Below are 22,426 nucleotides of genomic sequence, written 5' to 3'. Positions count from 1 at the left end.
GCGAACCCGATGGATCTCAACGCGGATCTGGGCGAAGGGTTCGGGCACTGGACCCTCACCGATGACGACGCGCTGCTCGACTGTGTCACCAGCGCCAACGTGGCGTGCGGGTTCCATGCGGGCGACGCCTCCGTGATGCGGCGGGTCTGCGAGACCGCGGCCGCCCGGGGCGTACGGATCGGCGCCCAGGTCGCGTACCGCGATCTGGCCGGTTTCGGCCGCCGCTCCATGGACGTGCCCTCGGCCGAACTGACCGCCGAGATCGCCTACCAGATCGGCGCGTTGCGGGTCTTCGCCGAGGCGGCGGGCTCCACGGTCTCGTACGTCAAACCGCACGGGGCCCTCTACAACCGCGCCGTCTGGGACGACGACCAGGCCGCGGCCGTGGTCGAGGGCGTCCGGCTGGCCGGCGGGGGCCTGGCGCTCCTCGGGCTCCCCGGTTCGCGGCTGCTCGACCATGCGCGGGCGGCAGGACTCACGGCCGTCGAGGAAGCCTTCGCCGACCGCGCGTACACCCCCCTCGGCACCCTCGTCCCGCGCGGCGAGCCGGGCGCGGTGGTGCACGACGAGGACGAAGTGGTGCGCCGCAGTGTCGGGATGGCGGTGGACCGGGGTGTCACCGGATCGGACGGCAGCCGGATACCGGTCGCGGCGCGTTCGTTGTGCGTCCACGGGGACACCCCCGGCGCGGCGGCACTGGCCCGCAGGATCAGGGCGGCGCTCGAGGAAGCGGGCGTGGCCGTGCGGGCGTTCGTATGAGCGAGGGCACGGATACGGGCGGCGGCATCGAGGTTCTGCCCGCCGGGCCGGGAGCGCTGCTCGTCGAGCTGTCCTCCGGTGAGCACGCCGAGGCCTTCCACGCCGAACTGCTGCGGCGGCGTGCGCTCGGTGAACTGCCCCTGGTACGCGAGATCGTGCCCGGTGCCCGGACGGTCCTGCTCGACGGCATCGCGGACCGCACCCCGGACGCCACCGCGCGACTGGCCCGCATGCTCGTCTCCTGGCGGATACCGCCGCTGCGGCGCGACGCCGGGGACGCCGTCGTCGTCCCGGTCGTCTACGACGGTCCGGACCTCGGCGATGTCGCGGCGGCCTGGGGCGTCACCGCCGCCGAGGTGTCCCGCATCCACGCCGGGACCGAATTCCGGGTGGCCTTCTGCGGGTTCGCCCCCGGCTTCGGCTATCTCACCGGCCTCCCCGCCCACCTGCACGTGCCGCGCCGCGCGACCCCGCGCACCCGGGTCCCGGCCGGTGCGCTGGCCCTCGCGGGGGTGTACACCGGGGTGTACCCGCGCTCCTCACCCGGCGGCTGGCAGCTCATCGGGCGGATGCCCGAGCCGGGCGCCCTGTGGAACCCGGACCGTGAACCGGCCGCGCTGCTGACCCCCGGGGCGCGGGTGCGGTTCGTCGCGGCGGAGGCACGGCGATGAGCGGCGCCGTCGAGGTGGTCCGTGCCGGGGCCCTGACCACCGTGCAGGACGAGGGCCGGGTCGGCTGGGCCCACCTGGGGGTGCCCCGGGCCGGCGCACTCGATGCCCCGGCCCGGGGCCTGGCCAACCGGCTGGTCGGGAACCCGGTGGACGCGGCCCTGCTGGAGGCGACCGTCACCGGCTGCGCGGTCCGCCCCGACCGGCCCGTCGTCGCCGTCGTCGGCGGTGCCCCCTGCCGGGTCACGGTCGACGGGCGGCCGGTGGCCTGGGGTGCACCCGTGCACGTGCCCGCGGGCGCCGTGCTCGACGCCGGACCCGCCGTGCGGGGCCTGCGCAGCTATCTGGCCTTCGGCGGCGGCCTGGTGCCGGAACCGGTGCTGGGCAGCAGGTCCGCCGACCTGCTCTCCGGGCTGGGCCCGGCCCCGCTGCGCGACGGGGACGTCCTGCCCCTGGGGCACCCGACACCGGCCCCCGCGGCCACCGATGCCGTGCCCTGGCCGGGCGTACCCGCCGAACTCGTGCTGCCGTTGAGCCTCGGCCCCCGCCACAGCTGGTTCACGGACGAGGCGCTGCGGACGCTCACCACGGCCACCTACCGGGTTTCGCCGGACAGCAACCGGATCGGCCTGCGTACCCGGGGCCCGGCCCTGGCCCGCACCCGCGAGGGCGAACTGCCCAGTGAGGGCATGGTCCTCGGCGCGATCCAGGTGCCGCCGGACGGGTGTCCGGTGGTGTTCCTCAACGACCATCCGACGACCGGCGGTTACCCGGTCGTCGGTGTCGTGCACGGCGCCGCGCTCGCGGGGGCGGCACAGGCGGTGCCGGGAACCCGGGTGCGCTTCGTGGTGCCGGGCGGCGGAACGGTGCGGGGCGGCGCCCCGTCCTGAGCCGCCGCCCCGCACCACGCTGCTACGCCGCCGCCTTGAACCCCCGCAGCCGCAGCGAGTTGCCGACCACGAAGACCGACGAGAACGCCATCGCCGCGCCCGCGATCATCGGGTTGAGGAGCCCGGCCGCGGCGAGCGGCAGGGCGGCCACGTTGTAGGCGAAGGCCCAGAACAGGTTCGTCCGGATGGTGCCCAGCGTCCGGCGGGAGAGCCGGATGGCGTCCGCCGCGGCCCGCAGGTCCCCGCGTACCAGCGTCAGGTCACCGGCCTCGATCGCGGCGTCCGTGCCGGTCCCCATCGCCAGACCCAGGTCGGCCTGGGCGAGCGCCGCCGCGTCGTTGACGCCGTCGCCGACCATGGCGACCGAACGGCCCTCGGCCTGGAGGGACTTGACGGCCTCGACCTTGTCCTCCGGCATGACCTCCGCATACACCTTCTCGATCCCGACCTCGGCCGCCACCGCCTCGGCCACCGCACGGTTGTCGCCGGTGAGCAGGATCGGGGTCAGGCCGAGGGCCCGCAGCCGCTCGACGGCCTCCGCGCTGGTGTCCTTCACCGCGTCGGCGACCTCGAGGACGGCCCGCGCCTCGCCGTCCCAGGCGACCGCGACGGCCGTCCGCCCGGCGGCCTCGGCCGCGGCCTTCTTCCGGGCCAGCTCCGCCGGCAGGTGGATCTCCCACTCGGCGAGCAGGTGTTCCCGGCCGACGAGGACGGCGTGTCCGTCGACGATGCCCTGGACGCCGAGGCCCGCGATGTTGGCGAAGTCCTCGGGGGTGGGCAGGGGTGCGCCGGTGCGTTCGGTGGCTCCGGTGGCGACGGCCTGGGCGATGGGGTGCTCGGAGGCGTGTTCCAGGGCGCCGGCGAGCCGCAGTGCATCGTTCTCGTCGGTGCCGTCGGCGGTGTGCACGTCGAGCAGGGTCATCTTTCCGGTGGTGACGGTGCCGGTCTTGTCGAGGACGATGGTGTCGACGCGGCGGGTGGTCTCCAGGACTTCCGGGCCCTTGATGAGGATGCCGAGCTGGGCGCCGCGTCCGGTGCCGACCATGAGGGCGGTGGGGGTGGCCAGGCCCAGGGCGCAGGGGCAGGCGATGATCAGTACGGCGACCGCGGTGGTGAACGCGGCGGTGACGTCGTGGGTGATCAGCAGCCAGGTGATCAGGGTGGCCAGGGCGAGGACCAGCACCACGGGGACGAAGACGGCGGAGATCCGGTCGGCCAGGCGCTGCGCGGCGGCCTTGCCGTTCTGGGCGTCCTCGACGAGCTTCGCCATCCGGGCGAGCTGGGTGTCGGCGCCGATCCGGGTGGCTTCGACGACGAGCCGGCCGCCCGCGTTGAGCGTGGCCCCGGTGACGGTGTCGCCGACGCCGACCTCGACCGGGACGGACTCGCCGGTGAGCATGGAGGCGTCCACGGCGGAGGTGCCCTCGACGACGGTGCCGTCGGTGGCGATCTTCTCGCCCGGGCGGACCAGGAACCTGTCCCCGACCCGGAGTTCGGCGGTCGGCACGGTCACCTCGCGGCCCCCGCGCAACACGGTGACCTCCTTGGCGCCGAGCTCCAGCAGGGCCCTGAGGGCGGCACCCGCCTTCCGCTTGGAGCGGGCCTCGAACCAGCGCCCGGCGAGGATGAAGGCGGTGACCCCGGCGGCGACCTCCAGATAGATGTTCCCCGCACCGTCGCTGCGGCCGATCGTCAGCTCGAACGGGTGGGTCATGCCGACCATGCCCGCCGTGCCGAAGAACAGTGCCCACACCGACCACAGGAACGCGGCCGAGGTGCCGACCGAGATCAGGGTGTCCATCGTCGCCGCGCCGTGCCGGGCGTTCGTCCAGGCGGCGCGGTGGAAGGGCCAGGCGGCGTAGGTGACGACGGGGACCGTCAGGGCCAGCGACAGCCACTGCCAGAAGTCGAACTGGAGGGCGGGGACCATCGACAGCGCGATCACCGGCACGGCGAGCGCCACGGCGGTCAGCAGCCGCCGTCGCAACGGTCGAAGCTCGTCGGCCTCCGCCGCTGCGGAGGTGTCGTCCTCGGCGGGGGCCGGGGGCGCGGGCGGCTGCGCGGTGTAGCCGGTCTTCTCCACCGTGGCGATCAGGTCCTGCACGGAGACGTCCTCGTCCCGGTAGCTGACCCTGGCCTTCTCGGTGGCGTAGTTGACGGTGGCCTCGACGCCGTCCATCCGGTTGAGCTTCTTCTCGATACGGGCCGCGCAGGAGGCGCAGGTCATCCCGCCGATCGCGAGCTCGACCTCTGCGGTGGTGCCGACGGCTGTGGCGGTGCCGGTGGTGCCGGTGTGCGCGGACACGATGTCCTCCCTGCCGAAGACTTGATACCCCAGGGGGGTATGCATTGCTCCTTCAGGTATACCCCCCACCCCTATGAAGCGCAAGTGTGATCCAGACCTCGCCCCCAGAGGTTCGTGGTCGATCACCCGATATGCGCACGAGCTCACGTATCTTCACGCCGTGTGGAGCTGCGCTCCCGGACTTCTGCCCCGTAGGCTGGCCATTGGACTAGACCTGTTGACGTATTGCTGCTTCCTGAAGGATGGGATCCCATGAGCGACCGTGCAGTCCTGGAGGTGATCGCTCTCGACGCCGGGGACGCGGTCGCTGCCCAGGAAGGTGGTGCGGACAGGCTTGAGCTGGTCACCGACATGGCGGCGGACGGACTGACCCCGTCCCTGGAGACCTTCGCGAAGATCCGTGCGGCCGTCGGCATCCCGCTGCGGGTGATGCTCAGACTGGCGGACGGCTTCGCGGCCGGCGACATCGACGCCCTGGTGGCCCGGACCCGCGAGCTGCGGACCGAGGGCGCCGAGGAGTTCGTCCTGGGCTTCCTCGACACCGAGGGCCACGCGGACCTGGTCGCCGTCGAACGCCTCGTCGCCGAACTGGACGGCTGCCGCTGGACCTTCCACCGGGCGATCGACCGGGCCGACGACCGGGAAACCCTGCGCAAGCAACTGGCGGACATGCCGGGCCTGGACACCTACCTCACGGCCGGCTCCCCGAAGGGCGTCGACGACGGCATCCCGACCCTGCTGGCCGAGGCGGCCCGCAAGGGCGAGCCCGGATACGAGCCGCAGATCCTGGTCGGCGGCGGGCTCCGCCTGGACCACCTGCCGCAGCTGCTGTCCGCGGGCATCGACGCCGTCCACATCGGCAGCGCCGCCCGCCCGGCAGGCTGGGCGGGCCCGGTGGACGTCGCGGCGGTACGGGAGTGGCGGACGACGCTCGACGCGTAGGGCCCTGCCGGGGGAGCCCGGTGCCGTCCCCGGCCCGCCGGCGCCGTGACCCACCACGACCGGCGGCCGGTCACGGCACCGGACCTCAGGCGAGTTCCTCCGGCATGCCCGCCGCGTGCACCACCGTCAGCCCCGACACCGCACGCGTCAGCGCCACGTACAGCCGCCGCAGCCCGGTCCGCTCGTCCGGCTCGCCGTCCACCACCGCGGCCGGCTCGTCCAGCACCACGTAGTCGTACTCCAGACCCTTCGCCAGCGACGCCGGAACCAGGGTCAGCCGGGACTCGGCGGACGTCTCCTCGCCGGGGGACAGATACCGGTGGCCGGCCGCGGTCAGGGCCTCCGCCAGTGCCGGAATCCGCGCGTCCGCCGCGATCAGCCCGATCGACCCCTCCCGCTCCAACGACTCCTCGCACGCCGCCAGCACCGCCGCGTCCAGTTCCGCCGGACCGCCCACCGCCCGCACCTCCAGCGAGCCGGGCGACTCACGCACCGACTCCACCGCCGCCAGACCCGGCGCGATCGCCGGCAACAGCCGGGACGCGTACGCGATCACCTCGCGCGGCACACGGAAGCCCGCCGTCAGCTCCTCCACCACCGCGTCCGGCTTCCCCAGGTGGAACAGCGCCTGCGCCCAGCTCCGGGTCGCCCACGGCGTCGTGCCCTGCGCCAGGTCGCCCAGGACCGTCGCCGAACCCGTCGTGCAACGACGGCCCACCGCCCGGTACTGCATGGGGGACAGATCCTGCGCCTCGTCGAGCACCACATGGCCCAGCGAATGCGTCCGCGCCACCAGATCGCTCGCCTCGTCGATCAGCACCGCGTCCGCCGCCGACCACTTCGCCGACCTCACGCTCCGGGCCGGCTTGGTCCACAGGATCGTCTTCTGCTCGTCCTCGGTCAGCAGCCCCTGCGCGTGCTCGGCCAGGAACTCCGCGTCCGACAGCAGTCGCAGCACCAGCTTGGCCGGCTCCACGGCCGGCCAGATCGCCTTCACGGCCGCCTTCACCGCGGGGTTGCGGGCCACCGTGTTCTGCACCCGGTCGTCCGGCGCCTCGCCGGCCTGCTCCATCCGGACCAGCACGGCGTGCGCGATGCGCTGCGGCAGCGCCTCGTGGGCGGCCCCGTACCGCATGTCGCGGGCCAGCAACTCCCGGACGATCTCCTCCAGTTCGTACGCCGGAACCCGCCACCGGCGCGAGCCGCGCACCACCATCACCGGCTCCGTCGGCAGCGTCACATGCGAACGGATCGCCCGCCGCAGCACCTCGGCCATCCGGGCGTCGCCCTTGACGACGGCGGCCGCCGCCGTGTCCGTGCCGCGCACCTCGATGCCCGCCGTCACCAGATCGTCGACGGTCGCCTGCTGCACCTCCATCTCGCCGAGGGCCGGGAGCACCTGCTCGATGTAGTGCAGGAAGGACCGGTTCGGCCCGATGACCAGCGTGCCGGTACGGGCGAGGCGCTCGCGGTGCGCGTACAGCAGATACGCGACACGGTGCAGGCCGACGGCCGTCTTGCCGGTGCCGGGCCCACCCTGGACGCAGACCGTCCCGCCCAGGCCGCTGCGGACGATCTCGTCCTGCTCGGGCTGGATCGTCGCGACGATGTCACGCATCGGGCCGACACGAGGCCGTTCGATCTCCGCCTGGAGCAGCCTGCTGGTCCGCTCGGTCTCGGCCGGGTCGGTGAGGTCCTCGTCCTCGTACGCGGTCAGCTCACCGCCGGTGTAGCCGAAGCGGCGGCGCCGGCCGACGTCCTGGGGGTCCTTCCTGGACGCCCGGTAGAACGGCTGCGAGACGGGTGCACGCCAGTCGATGACCATCGGGTCGCCGCTCGCGTCATGGACGTGGCGGCGCCCGATGTAGAACCTGTCGCCCTCGCCGCCTTCCGCCTGCTCCGCACCGACCGGGTGCAGATAGTCCAGACGGCCGAAGAAGAGCGGGGTGTGGGCGAGATCGGCGAGGGACTTGATCCGCTCGTCGATCTGGGCCTGCAGGACGGCCGCGTTGACCCAGTTCGCCGTGACATCGCGGATGTCGAGGGCCTGGGCGTCCTCGCGCATGGCGCGCAACGCGGCGCGGGACGCGGTGAGATGGGCGCGTTCACGGGCCAGTGGATCGGTGGTGGTGTCGCTTTCGGATGCGTGCGCGGGCACGGTGTTGCCTCCGGCATTTCAACGCAGGACAGCGGACCGCACCTCGCCCCGGTCCACGGTTCGGGGCGATGCGATCCGCTCGGGATCGATCACGGGGTACGCGCACGGGTGCACGTACGGCTGTCGGCCGGTTTCCGTCCGGTCGGCGGCGCTCCCCCGGCTGCCGGCGACGGCCGGTACCACGGTGCGGGAGGCGGGCAGACCCGCGATTGTAACGACCGCCCGGACGGGCTGCGAACGGTTTTCCCCGGCCCGGGCAACGGGCCCGGGCAGCGCCTCCCGCCCGCGCCCCCGACCCGCCCGTGCCCCCGGACTCGCCCGCGGCCTCCGCCCGGCTGCCTCAGTCGTCGGCCAGCAGTTCGCTCGCGTCCACGATCCGGTACGCGTACCCCTGCTCGGCGAGGAACCGCTGACGATGCGCCGCGAAGTCCTGGTCGATGGTGTCGCGGGCGACCACCGAGTAGAACCGCGCCTCGTGCCCGTCGGCCTTCGGCCGCAGCACCCGGCCGAGCCGCTGCGCCTCCTCCTGCCGCGAACCGAACGTCCCGGACACCTGGATGGCGACGGTCGCCTCCGGCAGGTCGATGGAGAAGTTCGCGACCTTCGACACCACGAGGACGCTGAGCTCGCCCTCGCGGAACGCGTCGAAGAGCTTCTCGCGCTGGGCGTTGCTCGTCTCGCCCTTGATCACCGGGGCGTCCAGATGCTCACCGAGCTCGTCGAGCTGGTCGATGTACTGACCGATGACCAGGGTCTGCTCGCCCCGGTGCTTGCGCACCAGCGCCTCCGTCACGTCCCGCTTCGTCGCGGTCGTCGCACAGAACCGGTACTTCTCCTCGGCCTCCGCTGTCGCGTACGCGAGCCGCTCCGACTCCGTCAGATCGACGCGCACCTCGACACAGTCGGCGGGCGCGATGTAGCCCTGCGCCTCGATCTCCTTCCAGGGGGCGTCGAACCGCTTCGGACCGATCAGCGAGAAGACGTCCGACTCTCGGCCGTCCTCACGCACCAGCGTCGCGGTGAGACCGAGGCGCCGCCGGGCCTGCAGGTCGGCGGTGAACTTGAAGACGGGCGCCGGCAGCAGATGCACCTCGTCGTAGATCACCAGGCCCCAGTCGCGGGAGTCGAACAGCTCCAGGTGCGGGTAGATGCCCTTGCGGCGGGTCGTCAGCACCTGGTACGTGGCGATGGTGACCGGCCGGATCTCCTTGCGCGTACCGCTGTACTCGCCGATCTCGTCCTCGGTCAGCGAGGTCCGCCGCACCAGCTCGTGCTTCCACTGCCGGGCCGAGACGGTGTTCGTCACCAGGATCAGTGTCGTCGCCTTCGCCTCGGCCATCGCACCGGCCCCGACCAGGGTCTTGCCCGCACCGCAGGGCAGCACGACGACACCGGAACCGCCGTGCCAGAAGCCCTCGACCGCCTGCTTCTGGTACGGCCGCAGGGACCAGCCGTCCTCGGCCAGCTCGATCCGGTGCGCCTCGCCGTCGACGTATCCGGCGAGGTCCTCCGCAGGCCAGCCCAGCTTCAGCAGCGTCTGCTTGATCTGTCCGCGCTCCGAGGGATGCACGGCCACCGTGTCCGGGTCGATCCGCGCCCCGACCAGCGGCTGGACCTTCTTCGACCGGAGGACCTCCTCCAGCACGGGCCGGTCGGTGGAGGTCAGCACCAGACCGTGCACCGGATCCTTGGAGAGCGTGAGGCGGCCGTACCGGGCCATCGTCTCGGCGATGTCGACGAGCAGCGCGTGCGGAACGGGATAGCGCGAGTACTGCACGAGCGCGTCGACGACCTGCTCGGCGTCGTGCCCGGCGGCGCGCGCGTTCCACAGCCCGAGCGGGGTCACCCGGTAGGTGTGGATGTGCTCGGGCGCGCGCTCCAGCTCCGCGAAGGGCGCGATCGCACGACGGCAGGCGTCGGCCTGCTCGTGGTCGACCTCCAGGAGGAGTGTCTTGTCGCTCTGGACGATGAGTGGTCCGGTCACGCGCGTCAGCCCTTTCCGCTGCGGGGGACGGCCGGGAACGGCCAAACATCCAGTGTGCCGCATCGGGGGCGGGGAGCGGTCGGACTCCGAGGCGGCGGGCGGAGCGGGCGACCGCCACCGGGGAGGAGTACCGGACGCATGGTCCGGGATGGTGAGAAACCCCTGCGATGTCATTTGTTCGCCGGTAGCGTCGAATTCCGACGAGAATCCCTGTCCAACGACACTGTTCCATGCGGGGAGGAGCTGCTGTGCTGCTTCGGTTCCGGGTGACGAATCATGCGTCGGTGCGGGAGGAACAGGAACTGTCTCTCGTCGCCACCGACCACCACCCTGAGCGGCCCGGCCGGCCTCCCCACTCCAAGGAGCAGTGATGTTCGACCTCCTCGTCATCGTCCGCGTGCCCGAGTCCGGCGAGATCCCGGCGGTGGCCGACGCCCTGGCCCGGATGCGGCCCCTGTGTCTCGCCGAGGACGGCTGCGTCGGCTGGGAGGCGTACCAGTCGCAGGACGACCCCGGCCGTTTCGTCCTCGTCGAGCGCTGGGCGAGCCGCGCCCACTGGGAGGCGCACGACTCCGGCGACGCCATCCAGAAGATCTACATCCCCGAGCTCCTGCCGCGCATCGAACGCGAGGTACACCCGAGCACTCCGGTGAGCAGCGCGCAGTAGCAGACGACAGGGCGACGGCGCGGTTTCGACGGCACTGTCGTCGAGGCGGCACTGCTCGGCCGGAATGTCCGGACCGAACTCGGCCGGCCGCCCCCGTCCCACCCGTCAGGGCGTCGCGTCCTCGGCCAGTTCGGCGACGCCGGTGATCCGGTGCAGCGGGTACGTGCGGACCTCGTCCGCCGTGTGGTCGTACGCCGTGACGAACCCGCCCTCGACGCGGACCGGGGCGATGACGCGCTGGCTGGCCGCCCCGTCCGCGTTGACGTAGCCGATCCACAGCGCCGAGCCGGTCAGCACGGCGGCCTGGACCGTGGCGAGGGTCTCGGCGGAGGTCGTCCGGGGCAGCGAGCCCGGACCGGTCTGGGTGGCGTCGGGTGCGCCGTCCTGGTCCTTGCGCGCCACCGTGGCGGCCGTGTCCCCGGCGCGGATCGCCCGTACCGCCGCGTCGAGCAGGGTGGCGTCCGGGACCGGCGGGCCCTCGGGCACGGGGACGGGGGCCGTGCGGGGCGGGGTGCGGCGGGTGCCGGCGCGGGTGATCAGGACGTCGCCCTCGGCGGATTCCGCGGCGGGGGCGTAGCCCATCTCGCGCAGGCCGTCGAGCAGCGAGGCCGGGTCGACCTGGGCGGCCAGGGCCGTCGGTGCGAGGCGACGCAGGCGCAGGGGGGCCGAGCGCTTGTCGGCGAGGATCTCGTTCAGTACGGCCTCGTCGTCGCAGCGCACGTACGAGGAGGCGGCGCCGATCCGCAGACGGCCGTGGCGGCGGGCGACGTCGTCGATGAGGTAGCTGAGCGGCTGCGGCACCGGTGTGCGGCTGTGGGCGGCGAGGAAGGCGTGCAGGTCGGACGCGGACTGCCCGGCGTCCAGGGCGCGGCGCACCGATCCGGGGGTGAACCGGTAGACCGTCGCGCCGCCCTTCGACTCGATGTCCGCGAGGGTGGAGAGCAGGTCCGCCAGCGGGCGTTCCAGCGGGCCGGGTGCGACGGCGGTCAGGTCGGCCTGGAGCAGGACGTGGTCCAGCGGCTCCGGGAGGAGCGGGGCGAGCAGCGCGGCGGCCTCGGCGGGTCCGGAGTCCAGCAGGGCACGGGTGTGCGCGGCGAGTGCGCCGCGGCCGGTGATGCCGAGGAGTTCGGACTCGCTCAGGGTCCACAGGGCGATCCGGGACCGCAGGTCGGAGGTGTTATCGGCGGACGCGGAGGCGCCGCGCAGCGGCCGTTCCCAGCGCAGCCGGGCGAGCACCGTCTGCGGGTCGGCGGCGGTGCCGGGTTCCAGGGTGGCGAGGAGGGCGAGGACCCGGCGGCGTACCTCGGGGGCGGCGGAGCGGTCGAGGTCGGGGCCGAGGGCGGACAGCGCACGGCCCTTGGCGTTCTGCCCGCCGACCAGACCGGCGGTGCGGGTGGCGGTGAGCCAGGCGGTGGCGAGATGGGCCCAGCGTTCCTGGGCGGGGAGTTCGGCCCAGTCGTCGTACGCGGGTGTCGGCGCGTACCGTTCGTCGGCCTCTCCGTCGGAGGCCAGCAGCCCGGCCGCGTAGGCGAGTTCGGTCCAGAACGCGGCGACGGGTTCGGGGACGTCCAGGGCGGTGGCGGTCCTCTTCAGCTCGCGGACGCTGAGCCCGCCGGAGCGCAGGGCGGCGGGGCCGCCCTGGTTCCAGTCCGTCAGCAGTTCCTCGACGGTGCTCACCGCCAGGAACGCCTGCCCGGCCGCGAGACTGTCCACAGCCTGGGGATCGCGCTGTGCGACACCCTTCACGGCGGGCGGCAGTGGTTCCGGGGTGTGGTGGGCCCGTCCGGCCCGCAGATGCAGGGCGGCCTCCCGGGGCAGGACCACGGTGCGGGCCGACACGGGCAGCAGCAGCCCGCGGTCGCGCAGCCAGCGCACGGGCGGGGTGGGGTTCGCCGTCACCTCTCCGTACGGTGGCCCCCACACCAGGCGGTCCAGTACGGACAGCGCCTCGGCGGGGGCGGTGTCCAGCAGTGCGGCCATCCGGGCCCGGTCGGTGAAGAGCTCGGTCAGGGCCGCGACGGCGGAGACCGGGTCATGGGTGGCGTGCAGTCCGGCGGACGCCAGGATGTCCTGGAGGCGGCCCGGCGACATGCCGGCGGTCGCCTCCGCGACGGTCGGGCCCAGGCCGGTGGGGGAGGGGTGCTGCGGGGACGGGGCGAGGAGTTCGCGTGCGGTACGCACCAGCCGCAGCCGGTCGTCGTCGCCCCAGACCAGGGCCTGTTCGCGCAGGGTGTGCAGAGCGGTGGGCAGCGCGTCGGTGATCGCCGTGTCCGCGTCGTGGCGTTGGTCGCCGTCGTCCTGGCCGTCGCCGGTGAGGAGCGCGAGCAGTGTCTCGTACGGGGCGGGATCGGGGGCCACGGCCAGTGCTTCGGCGGTTTGCAGCGCGAACCGGTCGAGGTGCTCCAGCGCGCGGACCACGGAGGCGCGGGTGCCCGCCCTGGTGGCGAGCTGGGTCATGTCGCCCGGTACGGGGGTGAGGAGATCGGGGCGGGCCCGCAGCAGCCCCGCCAGCGACGCGTCGTCCCGGGCACGGATGGCTTCGGCGAGCGTACGCGGTGATGTGGTCGTCCCCATCCGTCCCACGGTAGTCGCTCCGGACCGGCCCGAGGGCGCTACCGTCGGTGCAGGTCGGTAGGAGGGGAACCAACGCGTGGGGATCGAGAGCGACCAGCTGGTCTACGACTATCTGAGCCGGGTCGGTGACGTGGCGCAGCAGCAACAGCTGTCCTCGGCGGCCCGGATGAGGCTCGTGGCGTCGTTGCGGAGCGAGATCGACCGGCAGCGCGGTACGCAGTCCGCGGACAGCCCGGCGGCGGTACGCCGCATCCTCGGCAGGCTCGGCACCCCGGACGAACTGGTCGCCGCCGCGGCCGGGTCGGGGGGCGAGGCGGGGGCCGGGGCGGGGGAGCTGCCGCAGCGTCCGGAACCCGCTGCGGGGGAGGAGCGAGGCATTCCCCGCCCGCGTCTCGGGCGTACCGGGATGTTCCGGAAAGAGACTTCCGGCAAGGGCGCGTCGCGGGCGGGTACGGAGGCGGCGGCCGGGGATCGGGCGGACCCCGCGGACCGTCCGGCGCCGGAAGCGGCGTCCGGGCAGATGCCGTTGCCGCCGCACAGGGCCGGTACGGACGAACTGGGGCCGTCCGGGAGCGAGCCCGACTGGTGGCGGATCGAGCCGGTCCCGTTCGGTGACGGGGTCGATGTGCCGGGGTTCGTCGGCGGTGTCGAGATCCCGGACATGATGCGGCCCCCGCAGGCCGGGGGCACCGTTCCGCGCCCGCGTGCGGATGACTCGCGTGCGGACGACTCCTCGGCGGACGGGGACGACGGCGCCGGGGACGAGGACGCCGGGGGAGACGACGCCGAGGGCGACGGCGACGAGGAGGCCGGCCCGCGCCGGAGGTTCGTACGGTTCGGCCGCCGCGCCCCGCGCGAGGGCGGGGCGAAGGGCGGCGGGTTCTCCCACCCTCTGCTGCTGCTTGCCGCCGCGCTGCTGGTCACGGGTCTGGTGGTGGACCGCTGGGAGATTCTGGCGGCCGGCTGGCTGCTCGCGTACTGCTCCCGCACGCTGTCCCGGGCCGAGGCGAAGTGGGTGGTGATGGGCCTGCCGGGGGTGGTCGCGGCGGGCGCCCTGGTCTGGTTGTGGGGCAGGAGCGAAGGCCGGTGGGGCGAGCCGATCGCGGACGGGCGGATGAGCGACGCGATCGGCCAGACCTGGCCGTGGGCGGTGCGGCTCGCGGCCGTGGCCTGTGCGCTCCACCTGGTGTGGAGGGCGCGCAGGCCACGGTCGTGACCAGCTGTCAGACCTGGTTCAGGCCGCCGTCCACGTACAGGCTCGAACCGGTGATGAAGCTGCTCTGCTCGGAGGCGAGGAAGGCGACGGCGGCGGCGATCTCCTCCGGGCGCCCAAGCCGGCCCAGCGGCACCCGCGTGGCCAGTTGCTGCCTGAGGCCGTCGGCCTGCTCCGGGTCGGGAGCGAGCCCCGACAGGCCAGGGGTGTCGGTCGGGCCGGGCGTGACGGTGTTGACCCGGATGCCGCGTCCCTTGAGTTCGTTGGCCCAGGTCCGGGAGAAGGACCGGGTGGCCGCCTTGCTCGCCGCGTACACGCCGAACGCCTCCGCGCCGGAGTCCACATTGGTGGAGCCGTTCAAGATCACCGAGGCGCCGTCGTTGAGCAGGGGCAGCGCCTTCTGAACGGTGAACAGCATGCCCCGGACGTTGATGCCGAAGAGGGTGTCGAAGTGCTCCTCTGTGATCTGCTCAAGCGGCACGAACGCGGCGACGGAGGCATTGGCGAACAGGACGTCCAGGCCTCGTCCCCGGCTGCGGATCGTCTCGTAGAGCCGGTCCAGGTCGCCCAGGTCCGAGATGTCGCCGACCACCGCGGTGGCCGCTGAACCCCCGATCGTTTCGACGGCCGCGTCCAGTTCGGCCTTGCGCCGGCCGGTGATGAACACGTGCGCGCCCTCGGCCGCCAGTCGTACGGCACTGGCCAGGCCGATTCCGGTGCTGCCCCCAGTGACGAGAGCGGTCTTGCCTTCGAGCAGTCCCACGGGAATTACCTCCTCCGATTTCTGCATCGATCGATGCAGAAATCGAACCGTAGCACTTCTGTATCGATCGATGCGGAAGAGGTAGGCTGCGGGAGTGGCAACCAAACAGAACGGCCCCATCGGCCGACCCCGAGGATTCGACGCCGACGAAGCTCTCGAACGCGCCATGCTGGTCTTCTGGGAGCACGGCTACGAGGGGGCCAGCCTGGCCGGCCTGACCGGCGCGATGGGCATCTCCACCACCAGCATGTACGCGGCCTTCGGCAACAAGGAGGAGCTGTTCCGCAAGGCCCTGGAGCGCTACACCGAAGGCCCGAGCGCGTACTTGGCCCGCGCTCTTGAGGAGCCGACCGCCCTCGGCGTCGCCACCGCGATCCTGGCCGGCACCGTTCGAACCACCACCCGCCCGGCCCGTCCCCACGGGTGCCTCGGCGTCCAGGCCGCCCTGGTCACCGGTGACTCCGGGCAGGCAGTCCGTGACCTTCTCGCCGCCTGGCGCAACAACGGCTGTTCCTGCCTACGGGAGCGGTTCCAGCGAGCCGTCGACGAGGGCGACCTGTCTCCGGAGACCGATCCGGGGCTCCAGGCCCGCTACGTCACCACCTTGGCCTTCGGCATCGCCGTGCAGGCCGCGAGCGGGGTCGGCCGCGACGAACTCCAGGGGATGGCCGACGCCGCCCTGCGCAACTGGCCGCTCTCCTGAGAACCGGCCTTCTTGAACCGGCCCGGGGGATACGCGCAGGCGATCGCGCCGGGCCGACCGCGTTCGCCGACCACCTCACCGCGCGCGGCCTGGTCCTGGAGATGCGCGCCGGGCCGGAGCCCGGCGCGGGGTCACGACTCCGGCGTGGCCTGCCACGGCGCACCCGGCACCACGAGCGGCGAACCCGTCACCGGGCACGGGACGACCACCGCCTCCAGGCCGAAGACCTCACGTACGAGATCGTCCGTGACGATGTCCTTCGGATGGCCCTCGGCGACGATCCGACCCGCCTTCATGGCGACCAGGTGGTCCGCGTACCGGGCGGCCTGGTTGAGGTCGTGGAGCACGGTGACGACGGTCCGGCCGCGGGTGCCGTCCGCCGCCGGGGCGGTGAGCCGGCGCACCAGATCCAGCACCTCCACCTGGTGGGCGATGTCGAGGTACGTGGTCGGCTCGTCGAGCAGCAGCAGGTCGGTCTCCTGGGCGAGTGCCATCGCGATCCAGACCCGCTGGCGCTGCCCGCCGGACAGTTCGTCCACCGACCGGTCGCCGAGCGCGATGACGTCGGTGCGTTCCATCGCCTCCGTCACCGCCCGCTCGTCCTCCTCCGACCACTGCTGCCACCAGTGCTGATGCGGCTGCCGGCCACGGGCGACGAGATCGGAGACGGTGATGGCCTCAGGGGCCACCGGGGTCTGCGGCAGCAGGCCGATGGACTGTGCGATCCGCCGCGTGGGGATCTTCGACAGTTCGGTGCCGTCCAGGAGCACCGCCCCGCCGCGCGGACGGAGGAGCCGGCCGAGCGCGCGCAGGGTGGTCGACTTGCCGCAGGCGTTCGGGCCGACGATGACGGTGACGCGGCCGTCGGGAACGGCGAGGTCCAGCTTCTCGACGACGGTGCGTTCCTCGTACGCGAGCGTCAGCTCCCGTGCCGTGAGCCGGCTGGTCGCGATCGTCGTGGTGCCGGACGTACGGGTCGAGCTCATGCGGTGCCTCCACTACGGCCGCGACCGCCGCCGTGACCGCGGATGATCAGCCAGATCAGATACGGGGCGCCGACCGCCGCCGTCAGAACACCCACCGGCAGCTCGGTGGGCGAGAAGAGCCTGCGGGCCAGCAGATCCCCGAACACCACGATCACCGCGCCGAACAGCGCCGAGCAGAACAGCGGGATCTGCGCGGTACGGGTCATCCTGCGGGCGATCTGCGGGGCGAGCAGCGCCACGAAGTCGACCGGACCGGCCGTCCCGGTCGCCACGGACGCCAGGATCACGCCGAGCGCGACGAGCCCCAGCCGTACCCGTCCCAGCCGCACCCCGAGGGCGGTCGCGGTGTCGTCGTCCATCGACACGGTGCGCTGGGCGCGGGCGGCCCACAGCACGGCCGGCAGCAGGACCAGCAGCGTCCAGCCGATCGGTGCGGCCTCGGACCAGCCGCGGCCGTTGAGCGAGCCGGTCATCCAGATCTGCGCCTGCTGGGCGACCAGGTAGTCGCCCTTGGTCAGGAACAGTGTGGTGACCGACCGCAGGGCGATGGCGAAGCCGATGCCGATGAGGACGAAGCGGGTGGCGTGCAGGCCCCCGCGCCAGGCGAAGAGGTACACCAGCGCCGCCGCGGCCACCCCGCCGATGACGGACAGGTACGGCAGCACGGTGTACGAGGTGACGCCGAAGGTCATCGCGCCGACCGTGAGCGCGCCCGCGCCCTGGCTGATGCCGATGATGTCGGGGCTGGCCAACGGGTTGCGGGCGACGGTCTGGATCAGCGCACCGGCGATCCCGAACGCCGCGCCGACCAGCAGGCCCACCACCATGCGCGGCAGCCGCAGGGTGCCGACGACCAGTTCGTCCGGGGACGGCTGTCCCAGGATCACCTTCACGACCTCGGCGGGTGCGACGAAGCTCTCGCCGACGCAGAGGTACGCGACGCAGACGGCGGCCAGCAGGACGACGAGGCCGGAGCCGACGACGGCCGCCCGCCGGTGCAGCAGGAACCGGCCGCGCGCCCCGATCCGTACGACGTGGTACCCGGCGGGCCGCACCCGCACCGTGGTGCCGCTCATGCGGGCACCGCCTTCCTGCGGACCAGCGTGACCAGGAACGGAACCCCGATCAGGGCCGTCATCACGCCCGCCGGGACCTCGCTCGGCGGGAAGACGATGCGGCCGACGACATCGGAGACCAGCAGCATGACGGGCCCGATCAGGGCCGCCATCGGCAGCACCCAGCGGTGGTCGCTGCCGACGATCGCGCGGGCGATGTGCGGGACGGCGAGCCCGATGAACGCGAGCGGCCCGGCCGCCGCGACGCCGACGCCGGTCAGCACGGTGGCCCCGACACCGCCGACGATCCGTACCGTCGCGACCTTCTGTCCGAGTCCCTTCGCCACGTCCTCGCCGAGCGCCAGCGCGTCGAGCCCACGGGCGACGGACAGCACGAGCACGGTCCCGACCAGCAGGAACGGCCAGATCTGCTGGGCCACGTCGGCCTCGCGCCCGGCGATCGAGCCGACCTGCCAGAAGCGGAACTCGTCCAGCGCGGACGCCTTGGTCGTCAGCACCGCCATCGTCACCGACACCAGCAGCGCGTTGATCGCGGCGCCGCCGAGGGCGAGCTTCACGGGGGTGGCGCCGCCGCGCCCGCTGGACGAGACGGCGTACACGGCGACGGAGGCGATGGCCGCGCCCGCGAACGCGAACCACACGTACCCGGTCAGGGTGTGGATCCCGGCGAAGGCGATGGCGAGCACCACGCCCACCGAGGCGCCCTGGCTGATGCCGAGGATGCCGGGGTCGGCGATGGGGTTACGGGTGATGCCCTGGAGGACCGTGCCCGCGAGGGCCAGGGCCGCGCCGACCATCAGCCCGATCAGGGTGCGGGGCACCCGCATGTTCCGGATGACCTCGGCGGCGTCGGAGTGACCGCCGTGCAGCAGGGCGTCGACCACCTGGGACGGGGGTATGGAGCGAGCTCCCACGGCAAGGCTGAGAACTACCGCCACCAGCAGCGCCGCGACGGCCGCCGCCGTCGCGAGCGCGCGTCTGGAGCGGCGAGGTGCGGCGGCTGACATGGGACCCAATCGAAAGCGAGTTAAGTAAGGCTTGGCTGAGTCTATGCGTCACCTCGGTGCGGCCCGAGGCCCGTACCAGCGCCTACGCCGTACCCGTGGCCGCGACAATGGGCTCCATGCCTTCACATCCGCTGACGGTCGGCTTCGACCTGGACATGACGCTCATCGACTCCCGCCCCGGTATCAAGGCCACCTACCTGGCCCTCTCCGCCGAGACGGGCACGCCGATCGACACGGATCTGGTGGTGAGCAGGCTCGGTCCGCCGGTCGACGACGAGCTGCGGAACTGGTTCCCGGCCGACGCGGTGGCCGCCACCGCCGACCGCTACCGGGAGATCTACCCCACACACGCCATCGTCCCGACCCTGGCCCTGCCGGGTGCCCGGGAGTCGGTCGCGGCCATCCGCGAACGGGGCGGCCGGGCGATAGTCGTCACCGCCAAGCACCGGCCGAATGCGGAGCTGCATCTGGCCCACCTCGGGATCGAACCCGACGCGGTGATCGGCGGCCTCTGGGCCGAGGCCAAGGGAACGGCGCTGCGCGAGCACGGGGCCGACGTCTACGTGGGCGACCACATAGGAGACGTACGGGGCGCCCGCACGGCCGGCGCACTGTCGGTCGCGGTCACCACGGGCCCGTGCGACGCGGACGAGCTCCGGGCGGCGGGCGCGGACGTCGTCCTGTCCACGCTGACGGAGTTCCCGTCCTGGCTGGACGGGTACGCGGCGTAGGTCCTCATGACGGGGGCGGGTTCACCGGGCGCCGTGCCATGGACCGTGATCGCAGGCGAACCATCGCCGACAGCGCCCGCGCCGAACCTGCCCCGGTCCAGGAAGTCGTCGGCCTCAGACGGAGAAGCCCGAGATCCTCTGCGGAGTCACGCGGGCGATCAGGCGGAGAACATCGTCCGACTCGGCGGGCGGGTCCTCGCCGAGGTACTTCTGCGAGAGCTTGCGCGGGAGCGCCTTCTCCCGGTCCTCGATCAGTTCGACGGTGCCGCGGATGTCCACGGAGTGGTACGGGTTCTCGGCGTCGTAGACGGTGAGGCTGACCCGTGGGTCCCGGGTGAGGTTTCGCGCCTTCTGCCGCTCCGCCGTGGTGGAGAACAGCACCGCGTCTCCGTCCCTTGCTATCCAGACCACCGAGGTCTGCGGCCCGCCGTCCCCGTTCAGCGTCGCGACGGTGGCGAAGTTCCTCCCGTCCAGAAGCTTGCGTGTCTCCTCGTTGAACGCCACTGACACGGCCTCACCCTTCTGTACGGCATTCCGTATGTCCACTGCTTGCTTGGAACGGATGTGAGGGCTGAGTCATTCCTGATGTGTAGTCAAAATCTCTGACGGCCAACCGTGTTGTTGCGCCTTTGGGGAGTCTGCGGCCTTCGGTGGATCTCGGCCCACCGCCCGCGTTCGTCAAGCGAGAGTGCCGGAGGCGACCTCGATGAAGTCCCGGATGAGGGAAGAACGGCGTGTGGCCATCCAGGCCAGACACACCTGGTGGGGACCGATGTCGTCGATCAGTACCGGGATCGCGTCCGGCCGGGTGTAGAAGCGGGCCGTGGACAGGGGGGATGACATTCACACGCCTGTGATGCCCTGAAGGTATGAGCTCCGATGGCCGGCACTCCCTGTAGGCCCGACGTACTCGTACGCCGTCGCGTCGTCCCCGTTCGGGGGAGCGGTGCCCAGAGATCGAACCTGCAAAGGAACGGCTGACACCAGCGGCTCATGGGAGCGGGTTCATGGGGCGCCGCCCGACGGAGCCCCTTCCGTCTTCGCCGCGCACTCCACCCAGAGCAGCTTCCCGCCCTGGCCGGGCAGCCCGGCGCGCATGGGGTACGCGCCCCAGCTCTCCGCGTAGAGGGTGACGAGGTAGAGACCCCGCCCGCGTTCGGCGAGCTCGGCGGGAGCCTCGGGGGTCCAGCGGAAGGGGGCGGGGATGTGCGGATCGGTGTCCCAGACGCTCAGCCGGATACCGGCCGCGTCCGGCGTCGCGCAGACGCAGGGCGTACGGCCCCGAGGAGTGCTGGTAGGCGTTGGTGACCAGTTCACTCGCCAACAGCTCGGCGATCTCGGTGAGTTCGCGCATGCCGTGAACGCGCAGAACGGTGCGGAGGGTGGAGCGGGCCACGCCGGGGGCGCGGGGATCCTGCGGGAGTTGGAGGGTGTAGGTCCAGGGCGGGGATACCGTGGAACTGGCCATGGAAGTCTCCGTTCACGGAGGGAAGTTGAAGGATGCGCTTCGGGTTGCCCGGTGACGAGGCCGCTCCGTCGAGCGGGGTACTTCCGGGCGGGTGGCCTGAGTCAGACATTAGACGGATGCAAGGATTGCTTGCGCTGATTGGCGAGAATCCTTGAGTTGAAGCACCCGTGTGAGTGACAGTCCAACTGAGCACCTTTCAGGGGAGAGTTCGAACATGGCAGGCAGGGCCGCCCCCACCGCACGCCGCGCACGGCTCGGCGTCGAGCTGCGCAAACTGCGGGAACGCGCCGGGATGACCACGACCCAGGCAGCCGACCTCCTGGGTACGAGCTCGGGGCAGCTCAGCAACATAGAGGTGGCGCGATTCGGCGTCAGTGCCGACCGCGTGCGGGTTGCGGCCCATACGTACTCCTGCACCGATCAAGCGCTGATCGAGGCGCTGGTCGCTATGACAACCGACCGCAAGCGCGGCTGGTGGGAGGAGTATCGGGAGATCCTGCCGCCCAAGCTGCTCGATCTGGCCGAGATCGAACACCATGGTGTTGGCCTGCATGCGGCGCACAGCATCCACATCCCCGGGCTGCTCCAGACCGTCGATCACGCCCGGGAGATCTACCGGCAGGCCGTTCCCGAGTTGTCTCCACCGGAGATCGAGCACCGAGTCTCCTACCGCATCAAGCGGCAGGAGGTGCTCTACCGGTCGGATCCCGTCCCCTATCGGGCCGTCGTTCACGAGGCCGCTCTGCGCATGACGTTCGGCGGCCTGAATGTTGTCCGAGGTCAGCTCCAGCACTTGCTCAGGGTGAGCGAGCTTCCCCACGCGACCATCCGCGTGATCCCCTTCGAAGCCACGTACTACCCGGGATCGGGGCAATCCGTGTACTACGTACGCGGACCGGTGCCCGCACTCGACACCGCGCAGCTCGACCAATCGCACGGCCCCGTATTCATCGATGCAGAGGCTCAGCTGACCCAATACCGCCTGCTGCTCGAACGGCTCGACGACGCGGCGTTGGGCGTAGAACGATCCCGAGAGCTCATCCACAAGGTTGCCAAGGGTCTGTGAAAGGAACCACGATGTCCGCACATGCTTGGCAGAGGTCGTCCTACTGCGCACAGGGCGAGGCCTGCGTGAACGTATCCGCGGTGTCAACTGGAGCGATAGCGCTCACCGAGAGCGGCGACCCGTCCGGGGTGATACTCCGCACCACGCCCACCGCTTGGGCGGCCCTCGTGCGTGCCCTCAAGGAGACCCGCGCCCAGACCGTGTTCGCAACTGATCTCGCAGCGGGATGAGGAGACCGGTTTTTAGGATCAGGGCGGATCGCGGTTTCTGGGGATACGGATGGCTTTCGAGACAGACCTGCCGCTCGCTGAAGACGCCGAGGCCGCTGGGCTCGCTTTCGAGCTCACCGAACTGGGCAACGAGCCCTTCCTGCAGGCAGCCGGGCTCGGGGGGTCTGGCACCGCGCCTCGCCGCGTTGTCGTCGGTTGTCAGGGCTCCGCCCTGCCGCCCTCCTCCGCTGTGCGAT

21 protein-coding genes and 1 pseudogene are annotated in these 22,426 nt (G+C 72.2%); 11 read left to right on the top strand and 11 right to left on the bottom strand.

The genetic code is table 11. The annotated features are described in order from the left end of the window. Window positions 1-9: 9 nt before the first annotated feature. From AB0L71_RS05505 to AB0L71_RS05495, 3 genes are read left to right on the top strand one after another with little or no spacing between them, the layout of a single operon-like run. Entirely contained in the window at window positions 10-759 is a 750-nt protein-coding gene (locus AB0L71_RS05505; protein ID WP_365238378.1) for a 5-oxoprolinase subunit PxpA, read from the top strand. Continuing rightward, window positions 756-1,430 (top strand): allophanate hydrolase subunit 1, encoded by a 675-nt coding sequence (locus tag AB0L71_RS05500; protein ID WP_365238172.1) that lies wholly within the window; start codon window positions 756-758, stop codon window positions 1,428-1,430. The genes AB0L71_RS05505 and AB0L71_RS05500 overlap by 4 nt, the downstream gene beginning before the upstream one ends. Beyond that, the gene (locus tag AB0L71_RS05495) at window positions 1,427-2,317 is read left to right on the top strand and encodes a biotin-dependent carboxyltransferase family protein (protein ID WP_365238169.1); all 891 of its coding nucleotides are present in this window, start codon (window positions 1,427-1,429) and stop codon (window positions 2,315-2,317) included. The genes AB0L71_RS05500 and AB0L71_RS05495 overlap by 4 nt, the downstream gene beginning before the upstream one ends. Window positions 2,318-2,339: 22 nt before the next feature. Here the strand turns inward: AB0L71_RS05495 and AB0L71_RS05490 are convergent, their stop codons facing one another. Next, window positions 2,340-4,622, bottom strand: a complete 2,283-nt coding sequence (locus tag AB0L71_RS05490) for a heavy metal translocating P-type ATPase (RefSeq protein WP_365238376.1) — start codon at window positions 4,620-4,622, stop codon at window positions 2,340-2,342. Window positions 4,623-4,874: 252 nt separating this feature from the next. Between AB0L71_RS05490 and AB0L71_RS05485 the strand changes: the two genes are divergently transcribed. Beyond that, entirely contained in the window at window positions 4,875-5,564 is a 690-nt protein-coding gene (locus tag AB0L71_RS05485) for a copper homeostasis protein CutC (RefSeq protein WP_365238166.1), read from the top strand. An 85-nt stretch (window positions 5,565-5,649) separates the two neighbouring features. On the opposite strand, the gene AB0L71_RS05480 is transcribed toward AB0L71_RS05485, so the two are convergent. Beyond that, window positions 5,650-7,722, bottom strand: coding sequence for a UvrD-helicase domain-containing protein (locus AB0L71_RS05480; RefSeq protein ID WP_365238163.1), 2,073 nt, complete (start codon window positions 7,720-7,722; stop codon window positions 5,650-5,652). 340 nt (window positions 7,723-8,062) lie between these two features. Beyond that, window positions 8,063-9,706 (bottom strand): DNA repair helicase XPB, encoded by a 1,644-nt coding sequence (locus tag AB0L71_RS05475; RefSeq protein WP_365238161.1) that lies wholly within the window; start codon window positions 9,704-9,706, stop codon window positions 8,063-8,065. A 248-nt stretch (window positions 9,707-9,954) separates the two neighbouring features. Between AB0L71_RS05475 and AB0L71_RS05470 the strand changes: the two genes are divergently transcribed. Together AB0L71_RS05470 and AB0L71_RS05465 are read left to right on the top strand one after the other, a co-directional pair. Continuing rightward, window positions 9,955-10,077, top strand: coding sequence for a hypothetical protein (locus AB0L71_RS05470; protein WP_365238158.1), 123 nt, complete (start codon window positions 9,955-9,957; stop codon window positions 10,075-10,077). After that, window positions 10,077-10,373 (top strand): putative quinol monooxygenase, encoded by a 297-nt coding sequence (locus AB0L71_RS05465; protein ID WP_365238155.1) that lies wholly within the window; start codon window positions 10,077-10,079, stop codon window positions 10,371-10,373. Before AB0L71_RS05470 ends, AB0L71_RS05465 begins: the two co-directional genes overlap by 1 nt. Window positions 10,374-10,478: 105 nt before the next feature. Here the strand turns inward: AB0L71_RS05465 and AB0L71_RS05460 are convergent, their stop codons facing one another. Further along, on the bottom strand, window positions 10,479-12,947 hold the full coding sequence (locus AB0L71_RS05460) for a helicase C-terminal domain-containing protein (protein WP_365238153.1): 2,469 nt from the start codon (window positions 12,945-12,947) through the stop codon (window positions 10,479-10,481). A gap of 76 nt (window positions 12,948-13,023) precedes the next feature. On the opposite strand from AB0L71_RS05460, the gene AB0L71_RS05455 reads away from it, so the two are divergent. Further along, window positions 13,024-14,163 carry a hypothetical protein gene (locus AB0L71_RS05455; protein WP_365238150.1) on the top strand — a complete coding sequence of 380 codons (1,140 nt, stop codon included), beginning with the start codon at window positions 13,024-13,026 and terminating at the stop codon, window positions 14,161-14,163. Window positions 14,164-14,170: 7 nt separating this feature from the next. Here the strand turns inward: AB0L71_RS05455 and AB0L71_RS05450 are convergent, their stop codons facing one another. After that, window positions 14,171-14,923 carry an SDR family oxidoreductase gene (locus AB0L71_RS05450; protein ID WP_365238147.1) on the bottom strand — a complete coding sequence of 251 codons (753 nt, stop codon included), beginning with the start codon at window positions 14,921-14,923 and terminating at the stop codon, window positions 14,171-14,173. 94 nt (window positions 14,924-15,017) lie between these two features. Between AB0L71_RS05450 and AB0L71_RS05445 the strand changes: the two genes are divergently transcribed. Next, complete coding sequence (locus tag AB0L71_RS05445) at window positions 15,018-15,626, top strand: TetR/AcrR family transcriptional regulator (RefSeq protein ID WP_365238145.1); 609 nt, start codon at window positions 15,018-15,020, stop codon at window positions 15,624-15,626. A 131-nt stretch (window positions 15,627-15,757) separates the two neighbouring features. On the opposite strand, the gene AB0L71_RS05440 is transcribed toward AB0L71_RS05445, so the two are convergent. From AB0L71_RS05440 to AB0L71_RS05430, 3 genes are read right to left on the bottom strand one after another with little or no spacing between them, the layout of a single operon-like run. Beyond that, the gene (locus AB0L71_RS05440) at window positions 15,758-16,612 is read right to left on the bottom strand and encodes an ABC transporter ATP-binding protein (protein WP_365238142.1); all 855 of its coding nucleotides are present in this window, start codon (window positions 16,610-16,612) and stop codon (window positions 15,758-15,760) included. Next, complete coding sequence (locus tag AB0L71_RS05435; protein ID WP_365238140.1) at window positions 16,609-17,688, bottom strand: iron chelate uptake ABC transporter family permease subunit; 1,080 nt, start codon at window positions 17,686-17,688, stop codon at window positions 16,609-16,611. Before AB0L71_RS05435 ends, AB0L71_RS05440 begins: the two co-directional genes overlap by 4 nt. Then, window positions 17,685-18,695: an iron ABC transporter permease gene (locus tag AB0L71_RS05430; RefSeq protein ID WP_365238138.1), complete on the bottom strand. Its 1,011-nt coding sequence runs from the start codon at window positions 18,693-18,695 to the stop codon at window positions 17,685-17,687. Before AB0L71_RS05430 ends, AB0L71_RS05435 begins: the two co-directional genes overlap by 4 nt. A 116-nt stretch (window positions 18,696-18,811) precedes the next feature. On the opposite strand from AB0L71_RS05430, the gene AB0L71_RS05425 reads away from it, so the two are divergent. Continuing rightward, window positions 18,812-19,426, top strand: coding sequence for an HAD family hydrolase (locus AB0L71_RS05425; protein WP_365238136.1), 615 nt, complete (start codon window positions 18,812-18,814; stop codon window positions 19,424-19,426). A gap of 114 nt (window positions 19,427-19,540) precedes the next feature. On the opposite strand, the gene AB0L71_RS05420 is transcribed toward AB0L71_RS05425, so the two are convergent. The 3 genes and pseudogenes from AB0L71_RS05420 to AB0L71_RS05410 form a co-directional block, all read right to left on the bottom strand. Beyond that, the gene (locus AB0L71_RS05420) at window positions 19,541-19,936 is read right to left on the bottom strand and encodes a PPOX class F420-dependent oxidoreductase (protein WP_365238134.1); all 396 of its coding nucleotides are present in this window, start codon (window positions 19,934-19,936) and stop codon (window positions 19,541-19,543) included. Between the two features lie 168 nt (window positions 19,937-20,104). Beyond that, window positions 20,105-20,269 (bottom strand): hypothetical protein, encoded by a 165-nt coding sequence (locus tag AB0L71_RS05415; RefSeq protein ID WP_365238131.1) that lies wholly within the window; start codon window positions 20,267-20,269, stop codon window positions 20,105-20,107. A gap of 162 nt (window positions 20,270-20,431) precedes the next feature. Then, window positions 20,432-20,894: pseudogene (locus AB0L71_RS05410) on the bottom strand (ATP-binding protein). Window positions 20,895-21,108: 214 nt separating this feature from the next. On the opposite strand from AB0L71_RS05410, the gene AB0L71_RS05405 reads away from it, so the two are divergent. Next, on the top strand, window positions 21,109-21,960 hold the full coding sequence (locus AB0L71_RS05405; protein ID WP_365238129.1) for a Scr1 family TA system antitoxin-like transcriptional regulator: 852 nt from the start codon (window positions 21,109-21,111) through the stop codon (window positions 21,958-21,960). 11 nt (window positions 21,961-21,971) lie between these two features. Then, complete coding sequence (locus tag AB0L71_RS05400; RefSeq protein WP_365238126.1) at window positions 21,972-22,190, top strand: DUF397 domain-containing protein; 219 nt, start codon at window positions 21,972-21,974, stop codon at window positions 22,188-22,190. The last annotated feature ends 236 nt before the right edge of the window (window positions 22,191-22,426 follow it).

It is taken from the genome of Streptomyces sp. NPDC052052 (assembly GCF_040680455.1).
Lineage (GTDB): Bacteria > Actinomycetota > Actinomycetes > Streptomycetales > Streptomycetaceae > Streptomyces.
Note: the sequence above shows the minus strand (reverse complement) of the source record. Positions and strands in the feature narration are given on the sequence as shown.

What these genes read in the sequence shown, in the direction of transcription:
- AB0L71_RS05500 (WP_365238172.1), top strand. Translation starts at nt 756, where the DNA reads ATGAGCGAGGGCACGGATACGGGCGGCGGCATCGAGGTTCTGCCCGCC.
- AB0L71_RS05400 (WP_365238126.1), top strand. Translation starts at nt 21,972, where the DNA reads ATGTCCGCACATGCTTGGCAGAGGTCGTCCTACTGCGCACAGGGCGAG.
- AB0L71_RS05460 (WP_365238153.1), bottom strand. Translation starts at nt 12,947, where the DNA reads ATGGGGACGACCACATCACCGCGTACGCTCGCCGAAGCCATCCGTGCC.
- AB0L71_RS05430 (WP_365238138.1), bottom strand. Translation starts at nt 18,695, where the DNA reads ATGTCAGCCGCCGCACCTCGCCGCTCCAGACGCGCGCTCGCGACGGCG.
- AB0L71_RS05440 (WP_365238142.1), bottom strand. Translation starts at nt 16,612, where the DNA reads ATGAGCTCGACCCGTACGTCCGGCACCACGACGATCGCGACCAGCCGG.
- AB0L71_RS05425 (WP_365238136.1), top strand. Translation starts at nt 18,812, where the DNA reads ATGCCTTCACATCCGCTGACGGTCGGCTTCGACCTGGACATGACGCTC.
- AB0L71_RS05505 (WP_365238378.1), top strand. Translation starts at nt 10, where the DNA reads ATGGATCTCAACGCGGATCTGGGCGAAGGGTTCGGGCACTGGACCCTC.
- AB0L71_RS05495 (WP_365238169.1), top strand. Translation starts at nt 1,427, where the DNA reads ATGAGCGGCGCCGTCGAGGTGGTCCGTGCCGGGGCCCTGACCACCGTG.
- AB0L71_RS05405 (WP_365238129.1), top strand. Translation starts at nt 21,109, where the DNA reads ATGGCAGGCAGGGCCGCCCCCACCGCACGCCGCGCACGGCTCGGCGTC.
- AB0L71_RS05435 (WP_365238140.1), bottom strand. Translation starts at nt 17,688, where the DNA reads ATGAGCGGCACCACGGTGCGGGTGCGGCCCGCCGGGTACCACGTCGTA.
- AB0L71_RS05415 (WP_365238131.1), bottom strand. Translation starts at nt 20,269, where the DNA reads ATGTCATCCCCCCTGTCCACGGCCCGCTTCTACACCCGGCCGGACGCG.
- AB0L71_RS05465 (WP_365238155.1), top strand. Translation starts at nt 10,077, where the DNA reads ATGTTCGACCTCCTCGTCATCGTCCGCGTGCCCGAGTCCGGCGAGATC.
- AB0L71_RS05485 (WP_365238166.1), top strand. Translation starts at nt 4,875, where the DNA reads ATGAGCGACCGTGCAGTCCTGGAGGTGATCGCTCTCGACGCCGGGGAC.